Source organism: Halomonas sp. AOP43-D1-4 (genome assembly GCF_052446175.1).
Classification (GTDB): Bacteria; Pseudomonadota; Gammaproteobacteria; order Pseudomonadales; family Halomonadaceae; genus Vreelandella; species Vreelandella citrativorans.
Window position 1 is genome coordinate 221,769 of record NZ_JBQSVY010000008.1, and the last position, 7,504, is coordinate 229,272.

Genomic DNA, 7,504 nt, shown 5'->3' on the forward strand with positions numbered 1-7,504 from the left:
TTATCTGGAGTGCGATAAGGGCGATATTGCCAAATGTGATCGGCACGATGTATTGCGTGTTGCCACCACAGTTAGAGCAGCGTACTGCTTCATCTAATTTCCGTTTTTTTCAAAGATCACCTGCTCTATCTCCTGTACCGCTAACTATCCACTATCAGATGCTTGCTCAGGCTCACCGCGTTGATGTCAGGGTAGCCCCGTCGGCTATAAACAAACGCTGCTTTCCACTCAATGTGATTGTTGCACCTGTTACCCGCCTTTTAGTACCGGATTCATCGCTCTGCACTATATTAAAAGAGCAGTCACCTACACAAATATCTCTTGATAGTAACAGGTCTTAACCTGCTGCTAGCCTTTCCACACCTAAGCTAGCGTGGCCAAGATACAAACCTGCGACAAGGCTGACAGCGGTCAACATAAGCGCTAATAAGTCACACGAACGCAATACACATGCACCTTTCATGTGTTACCAATGGTTAGGCAACCCACTCTCTTTTAGGGACGATTTGCCATGACAGCCATCAACGAGAAAGTCTTTATCAGCCCCGGCCGCTACGTGCAGGGGGAAGGTGTTACCGCCCGCGCCGGACACTATGTGTCAGCGCTCGGGAAAACGGCGCTGCTGATTGCCGACGATGTGGTTTGGGACATCGCGGGTAAGGAGCTAAGCGCGAGCCTGGAAGGCGAAGGCGTCAGTTTCGAGCGCGCAGTGTTCGAGGGTGAGGCTTCTACCCGCGAAATCGACCGCCTCGTTGAGCTTGGCCGCAAGCAGCAGGCAGATGTCGTTATCGGCTTTGGTGGCGGTAAAGCCATTGACACCGCCAAGGGTGTGGCCGAAAAGCTCGAAGCCGCCTGTGCCATACTGCCAACCACTGCTTCTACCGATGCGCCAACAAGCGCCCTGTCGGTCATCTACAGCGACGATGGCGAGTTTGAGTCCTACCGCTTCTACAGCAAGAACCCCGACCTGGTACTGGTCGATACCGGCATCATCTGCAAAGCGCCGCCGCGTTTTCTGGCCTCGGGCATTGCCGATGCACTGGCCACCTGGGTTGAAGCACGCGCCGCCATTCGTGCTAACGCCAACAACATGGCGGGCGGCAAAGCCACGTTACTAGGCGCGACCATTGGCGAGAAGTGCGAAGACATCCTTTTCGAGCACGCCATGCTGGCCTACCAAGCCAACGAGGCGCAGATCGTCACGCCCTCATTTGAAGCCGTGGTTGAGGCCAATACCCTGCTCAGCGGCCTGGGCTTTGAGAGCGGCGGCCTGGCGGCAGCGCACGCCATTCATAACGGCTTTACCGCCCTGCACGGCGAGATTCACAACCTGACCCACGGCGAAAAAGTAGCCTACGGCACGGTCGCGCAGCTGATTCTCGACCAAGCGCCTCAGGCGGAGCTGGAAGAGTATTTAGACCTCTACTTGGCGCTGGGCCTACCGGTGACGCTGAAAGCGCTGAAGCTTGACCAGGCAAGCGAAGAAGATCTTTATCGTGTAGCCGAAGCGGCGCTTAAAGAGGGTGAATCAAGCCATAACCTGGCGTATGAGCTAACGCCCAAGCAGATTGTTCACGCTATTAAAGCGGTGGATGTGCACGCACGGGCGTTTATGGAGAAGGTGGGATTGAGCGAGTAAAGCCTACAAGACGGGGCTCTGCGGAGCCCCGTCTTCGTAGTCCTTTCCTCTATCGGATCAAACCTTTACTACACGTTTAATCATAGCAACAACGCCTGAATCCACTCTACCGTTTAACTCAAAACCCAAAGATTGATACAAGTGGAAAGCGGGCTTATTCGATTCGTAAACCTTGAGCGTAAAAGCGTTTAGGGAGTGCGCTAACGCGCCCTCTTTCATAAGCGCTACACAAAGAGCCCTGCCCACGCCTTGCCCTCTTGAAGCGGGATCAACCACTAGCCGTGCTAGATGAATAACGCCACCTTCGCGTCGCAGTATTTGGCCAAATGCTACCATTTGACCTTCAGCATCCAGGAGGGCGTAAGCGTTTTGTTCGGATGCCTCGATGTCAGCCCACGCGCTTGTGCGCGTTGCCGGGTAACGTACCACTGGCCCTGCCCACATACGGAATGTCTGTTCCGTGTTAAGCCAGCTTAAAATCGTTGTGAAGTCTGCTGACTCTGCTCTTCGTAATATCATGTGGATTAACTTTTAACTTCGTCATGCATTATTTGAAAGGCGGGCCATATGGTATGCGTTCACGTATTCGCCGCCCCTAAAAGCAAAAGCAACTGACTCACCTTCAATTTCAAAACCAAATTTCTTGTATAAACTAATGGCCCGCTCGTTATCTGCGTATACGGTAAGCTCAATACGCTTGAGATTAAGCCAATTATCAGCCAGTTCAATCACCGTAGATAACAGCGCGCTACCAACACCTTGCCCTTGGAATTTATCTTTTACCCCCATCCCAAGCGAGCCTACATGCCTGCGCCTTGGGTTTTGACAGACTTCAAACCCCAAATCACCTACGATTTCTCCATTGATGAGCGCGACATACTGGTAAACATTTTCTGGCGTGCTTGAAAGACGCTGCTCCCAGAGGGCAACAGATGGATGGGGAAGCTGGAGAGTGCCCGCATAAGCATTTGGGTATTCATAAATTTCTTTTACTGCGCGCGCATCTGACGGCTCGGCTTTCCTGATTTTAACGTCCATACATCTCTATTCCCTTGGTATAGCTTGAGCGATACATGGATGGCATTCCCCTAGTAAGCAGGTAGCGCTTTTCAAGATGGAAAAACCACCACGTCATCCCCCTCTTGCCATGGATGAAACTTGGTCATGGCCTGCAGAAAAAACGCGTGTTCCAACCAGTGTTGTAGCCACCGCTGCAGGTGCGGATAAGGTAGGCTATAAAAAACATCGCGATCTACATGGGCGAATTGGCGGATAAAAGGCATGATGCCAATATCAGCAATGGTCGCCTTATCTCCCAGAAGATAAGGCTTTTGAGTCAGCTTCTCCTCTAAAACCTGTAAAAAAGCTTCACCCCGTTGCCGGTACTCTGCCTGGGTCATTTCGAGATGTCGGTCGGCGTATTTATAGCGATCCAACCAATGTTTAAATTCATTATCGTTTTGCTCGATCAGGGCATTGGACTGAGCGCTAACCTTCGCATCTAACAGCCCTTGCGGATCTTGTTGCTCAAGCGCCCACACCATTATTTCTCGGCTCTCTTCGATCACAATACCATCAAAAAGCTGTAAAACAGGCACAGTGCCTTTCGGGCTAATCGCTAGCATCTGGGCCGGTTTGTTCTTCAATGTGATTTCGCGCAGCTCCACCGGTAACTCAGCAAACAATAAGCCGAGCCGGGCACGCATGGCATAGGGGCAACGACGAAAAGAGTAAAGGCGATGAAGTGATGACGTCATGGGCATTTTTCACAGTTGAATTGAAGTCAGTAGACTCGGTGACCACTCTAATGCGAGACGTTAGCCGTTCGCGTTTTCTTTAGCCACCTGACGAAGCGCATCGACCAGCACGTCAGCGGGTTGGGCGCCAGAAATCAGGTAGCGGCCGTCGAGGATGAAACCCGGCACGGCGCTCACTCCTGCCTCCATGAATCGCTGTTGTGCCGCTCGAACCTCGTCCGCGTACTGATCAGACCGGGCGATGGCTTCGGCCGTGTCACCGTCCAGCCCAACCTCAATGGCCTTCTCGCGTAGAACCTCTGGGTCTGAAGGATTTTTCGCCTCACCGAAGTAGGCCTCAAACAGTGCCAATTGCAGGGGCGTCTCACGGTTTTGCGTTGCGGCCCATGCCAGCACGCGGTGGGCATCGAACGTATTGCTCGCCCGCCTCTCCTGGGCTCCACGGAAATTCAATCCCAGCTCTTCGGCGACCTTCATGATCTCGCGCTGGGACTGCTCCATGGTGGCCGCATCCTTACCGTACTTGCGGCAAAGGTGCTCAAGTATTGGCTCGCCCTCGGGCGGCATGTCCCGGTTGAGCTCAAAGGGCTGCCAGTGAAGCTCGACCTCGATCTCGCCCTTCAAGGTTTCCAGCGCTTGTTCCAGGCGCCGGTAGCCGATCGCACACCACGGGCAGGCAACATCGGACACCAGGTCAATTCTCAGCGTTTGCATTGGGCAATCCCCTCATTCGATCAAACTGAAGAAAGCATGGTACGTGCCTATAGAAAGTAACGACAGTACCGTCATGTAACGAATAAAGGCGTTACTCGATAGTGGGTTCCGGTAACACCGGCGGCGTACTGTCCATATAGGTCAGGAAGTCTTGCCAGATGTCGTGCGTTCGCTGTTTCGTTAAACGGGTACTGCACGTAATGCCCATGACGTTCCGAATGCTCCCCTCGCGCCACTGCGTATAGACAGCGCCGCAATGGGCAGCGGCATACGCCTGCCACTGCTTTTGAGCCACCTTGATAGCATCGACTAACTCAGGGTCAAACGCGTTATGTTCAATGCTCGTTTCCAGATAGTGGGTAAGTACGTCCTCGGCGGCTTCTAATTCGATAGCCGCGCACCGATTGGTCTCAAGCGTGTTCCTTATGTTATTGCAATCAAGCTCCTCGTCGTCAGCCACGGCTGACAACGACAGCAAAGCGAGCACTATGAATAGCCACTGTTTCATTTTTTCCCCAAACGCACATAAGGTGCTGGCCAAGCGAACACAACCGCCATGTTCTCACACTCGACGCAAAGGAGATCATCTAAACGTTGAACGCCCCTGCCCGCGCATTCATGGCTCGCACGGGCGGCCAGCCCTGAGCTCAGCTAAAATCAGCCCGGCAACATGTGCTTGTTATAGCCCGCGGCCAATTTTATTTGGCTCTTCTGGGCATGGCGTGCTTTCCCCTGGCGTAAGAGTGACGTCGTATTGAGGCTGAAAGCCATCACCACTACTCCACATGGTCGAGTGTGTTTCAAAATCGGCTTTTACTACGCACCAATTCCAAAAAAATACGTTTGAGCCGTGAATCATTAGCGATTCAGTGCGCCACTCCTTCATTTCTGGAAAGCTCGCCTCACCTCTATCACTGGTTTTATCTCCCTTTCTCATTTGTTCAAAGCCATAAGGGTAGGAGCTTGATATTAAATACACCCAAGCATCCTGAATGGGCTTGCCTTCCACATTGGTGACGAGAATTTCAGCCTCCGGCTGAAGCGTCTTATTGATGGGATAAATAACACAACCTGATAAAAATAGAGTAATCGTTAGTATGAGTAGTTTCATTTTTGATTTGCTATAGCGCCCGCAGCACGCGCGGCTTTGTAGTGAAGGCGAAGCCGCAACGAAAAAACCGTCGCCGTGCCTGCGTTTGTTATATTCTTTAGCCATGGATAGACTCTTTAGTGGGTCCGATCACCCACCTTTCAGCATTGTTTATTATTAAGTTATTTATTGCCATCGCTTGACTCGAATTAATGTATGTATGTTTAATATCCGATTTAACTGACGATAGAGCCAAGCATAATTGCTGAGACAGAGGGATGAGAACAAAGTATTCATCCCCACCGCTGAATAATTGATCTATTACAATTGGTTCGTCTTTTATAATAAATGGTTGATCACAAAGAAGGACATCGGCTTCGAATGAATAAAGAAATAGCCAGCCCATGGAATCATGGATACAAGCTGCGTTTTCTTCTGCATTCTCCATCATCTTCACAAGCGTCATATTACGTGATTCTGAAAATGATAAACCCTCAAAAAGGCTGTCATCATTCAGGTCTAAACCCATTTCTTGCGCTTTTTCCTTGGCGGCTTTATCACCCCTTGCATGCTTTAAAATTTCTCCGATAAGCGCCCGATCAAATCCATCCTGAAATTCCTTGATAAGACTTGGATGTCTTGCGGATAAAAATCCGAAGAACCTTGATAGGTTATATAAATTGACATCGGTTTTGTCTGGATCATCTGATATCAACTTTCCCACTTCAGTTGCGAAGGCACCATCAATTGTTGATAGCATTGGATTTTCGATCAATGTAGGTGAGTCAGATGCCTTTGCCGCTTCTCCCGTTAGAGAATAAAGAAAGTTTTCAGAGCAGAAGTTCCTAGGGCCAGCAGGCCCGAGAATTCTCGAGTCCTTTTTATCCAGATAAAACAGGTTCTTTCCATCTAGCGAGAATAGAAGCTGATAAGACTGGGGAATATAATGATGATTCTTGGGGTTGTTCATAGTTGAATATAACGCTGAGCTTAGCGGCGCCCTTGCAATGGAGGCGAAGCCGCAATGAAAAGGGCGTCCGGTGGCCATCGGCCGCGTACTAAAGCGACTTGTTAAGCGCTGTGCTACAAGCCACGCTCAATAGCCTGCTTTATGACCGGCGCTACGGTTTCAGGAGTGATGCTCCGATCTCGGCAATACTTAGTTTGCAGCCATGCGGATAGCTGCTTTTGCCCTTTGCTGGCATTACAGCCGCAACAGCAAAGAGCAATATTTTCTTTAGTAGTGATGCTGCCATCGTTGATGATGTGCTCCCAGCTTGCCGTATATTTTCTTGAGACTTTAAAGGCGGTAAATTCATTGCGGCAATAGACGCACTCCGTATCTCGGGCTCGGACCTCTTTTTCCAGCCAGTCCGGAATATTCCAATTATTTGCCATTGCTCAAACTTACCTTCTACCGCCTAACGCCAAAATCAGCGGCTAGTTTACGAGTCCGCTGCATTTTCTTGTTCAATGAGTTTCATGCGATGGGCAACTTCTTTCTCCAGTTCCATCATTTGCATTTGCATCTCTTGATGTCTCATAGATGAACTTTCTAGACTCTGCCTTACTTGCGCATACTCTTCAGAAAGAGCCGCATATCGGCTCATTACTGGCTCATAATCTGGGTTATCTATGTCTTCTCTCAATAGATGTTCTTTATAATGTCGCATCTCATTTCGCATTGACTCTAGCTCATGCATCCGTTGTTGAAGCATATGGCGTTCTTCTTCATATGCCATCATTCTATGCTTACTGTGGTCGAGCTCTTTGAATAGACTATTCAGTTCATGCTTTCGTCTATTTAGATACTCCAGTTCCTTCATGCGCTTATAAGCAATCTTATCTCGCCGCTTAACTTCCCTGATCTCGGCAACGACTTCTTCGCTGACTTGCTCGTCTAGATTTTCTCTCGCCAATTCTAGAAAACGGTCAGCTTGATACATATGGAATGTATTATTTGCCCTGTCCTTAAATTCTTTGACTAACTCTGGGCGTGGACCAACAGTTTTTCCTTTAAACTTTTCCCACCAATCTTCTTTTTTGTCATCAGTAACTAATACGACACCTTTTCCTGATTCAATTGCCTTATCAATTACTTGCGACCAAACTATAAGATCACCATATTTTCGACACTTCTCAACAAATACCTCGCTATCACCAGATTTAGCTCCATCTTTGAACCCTGGCGGTATTTTTTGTTTATACCTTTCTTCGCCTTCCGTCATTAGCTCTTGTAACTTTTCTTTTTCGTAAGGCGACCCCACCCTGTTTTCGAAAATAGCCGCTATAGAATCTTTAATT

General features: G+C 49.5%; 10 protein-coding genes. 1 reads left to right on the forward strand and 9 read right to left on the reverse strand.

The features are described from left to right. The first annotated feature begins 511 nt into the window (after nt 1–511). On the forward strand, nt 512–1,639 hold the full coding sequence (locus ACT3RQ_RS10890) for a glycerol dehydrogenase (protein ID WP_087110182.1): 1,128 nt from the start codon (nt 512–514) through the stop codon (nt 1,637–1,639). Between the two features lie 57 nt (nt 1,640–1,696). Here the strand turns inward: ACT3RQ_RS10890 and ACT3RQ_RS10895 are convergent, their stop codons facing one another. From ACT3RQ_RS10895 to ACT3RQ_RS10935, 9 genes are all read right to left on the reverse strand, one after another. After that, on the reverse strand, nt 1,697–2,158 hold the full coding sequence (locus tag ACT3RQ_RS10895) for a GNAT family N-acetyltransferase (protein ID WP_444680471.1): 462 nt from the start codon (nt 2,156–2,158) through the stop codon (nt 1,697–1,699). Nucleotides 2,159–2,179: 21 nt separating this feature from the next. After that, nucleotides 2,180–2,677: a GNAT family N-acetyltransferase gene (locus ACT3RQ_RS10900; protein WP_444680472.1), complete on the reverse strand. Its 498-nt coding sequence runs from the start codon at nt 2,675–2,677 to the stop codon at nt 2,180–2,182. A 71-nt stretch (nt 2,678–2,748) separates the two neighbouring features. Continuing rightward, a complete protein-coding gene (locus tag ACT3RQ_RS10905) occupies nt 2,749–3,396 on the reverse strand; it encodes a glutathione S-transferase (RefSeq protein WP_444680473.1) in 648 nt (215 codons plus the stop codon). 60 nt (nt 3,397–3,456) lie between these two features. Then, a complete protein-coding gene (locus ACT3RQ_RS10910; protein ID WP_444680474.1) occupies nt 3,457–4,110 on the reverse strand; it encodes a DsbA family oxidoreductase in 654 nt (217 codons plus the stop codon). A gap of 91 nt (nt 4,111–4,201) precedes the next feature. Further along, on the reverse strand, nt 4,202–4,618 hold the full coding sequence (locus tag ACT3RQ_RS10915) for a lysozyme inhibitor LprI family protein (protein ID WP_444680475.1): 417 nt from the start codon (nt 4,616–4,618) through the stop codon (nt 4,202–4,204). 171 nt (nt 4,619–4,789) lie between these two features. After that, the gene (locus ACT3RQ_RS10920; RefSeq protein ID WP_444680476.1) at nt 4,790–5,326 is read right to left on the reverse strand and encodes a hypothetical protein; all 537 of its coding nucleotides are present in this window, start codon (nt 5,324–5,326) and stop codon (nt 4,790–4,792) included. Continuing rightward, nucleotides 5,319–6,248, reverse strand: a complete 930-nt coding sequence (locus ACT3RQ_RS10925; protein ID WP_444680477.1) for a DUF4238 domain-containing protein — start codon at nt 6,246–6,248, stop codon at nt 5,319–5,321. The genes ACT3RQ_RS10920 and ACT3RQ_RS10925 overlap by 8 nt, the downstream gene beginning before the upstream one ends. Nucleotides 6,249–6,283: 35 nt before the next feature. Continuing rightward, on the reverse strand, nt 6,284–6,598 hold the full coding sequence (locus ACT3RQ_RS10930) for a hypothetical protein (RefSeq protein WP_444631122.1): 315 nt from the start codon (nt 6,596–6,598) through the stop codon (nt 6,284–6,286). 47 nt (nt 6,599–6,645) lie between these two features. Then, nucleotides 6,646–7,504 (reverse strand): PIN-like domain-containing protein (locus tag ACT3RQ_RS10935; protein ID WP_444680478.1); only part of this gene is annotated, 859 nt, incomplete at its 5' end.

What these genes read in the sequence shown, in the direction of transcription:
- ACT3RQ_RS10895 (WP_444680471.1), bottom strand. Translation starts at nt 2,158, where the DNA reads ATGATATTACGAAGAGCAGAGTCAGCAGACTTCACAACGATTTTAAGC.
- ACT3RQ_RS10915 (WP_444680475.1), bottom strand. Translation starts at nt 4,618, where the DNA reads ATGAAACAGTGGCTATTCATAGTGCTCGCTTTGCTGTCGTTGTCAGCC.
- ACT3RQ_RS10905 (WP_444680473.1), bottom strand. Translation starts at nt 3,396, where the DNA reads ATGACGTCATCACTTCATCGCCTTTACTCTTTTCGTCGTTGCCCCTAT.
- ACT3RQ_RS10910 (WP_444680474.1), bottom strand. Translation starts at nt 4,110, where the DNA reads ATGCAAACGCTGAGAATTGACCTGGTGTCCGATGTTGCCTGCCCGTGG.
- ACT3RQ_RS10900 (WP_444680472.1), bottom strand. Translation starts at nt 2,677, where the DNA reads ATGGACGTTAAAATCAGGAAAGCCGAGCCGTCAGATGCGCGCGCAGTA.
- ACT3RQ_RS10890 (WP_087110182.1), top strand. Translation starts at nt 512, where the DNA reads ATGACAGCCATCAACGAGAAAGTCTTTATCAGCCCCGGCCGCTACGTG.
- ACT3RQ_RS10925 (WP_444680477.1), bottom strand. Translation starts at nt 6,248, where the DNA reads ATGGCCACCGGACGCCCTTTTCATTGCGGCTTCGCCTCCATTGCAAGG.
- ACT3RQ_RS10930 (WP_444631122.1), bottom strand. Translation starts at nt 6,598, where the DNA reads ATGGCAAATAATTGGAATATTCCGGACTGGCTGGAAAAAGAGGTCCGA.
- ACT3RQ_RS10920 (WP_444680476.1), bottom strand. Translation starts at nt 5,326, where the DNA reads ATGGCTAAAGAATATAACAAACGCAGGCACGGCGACGGTTTTTTCGTT.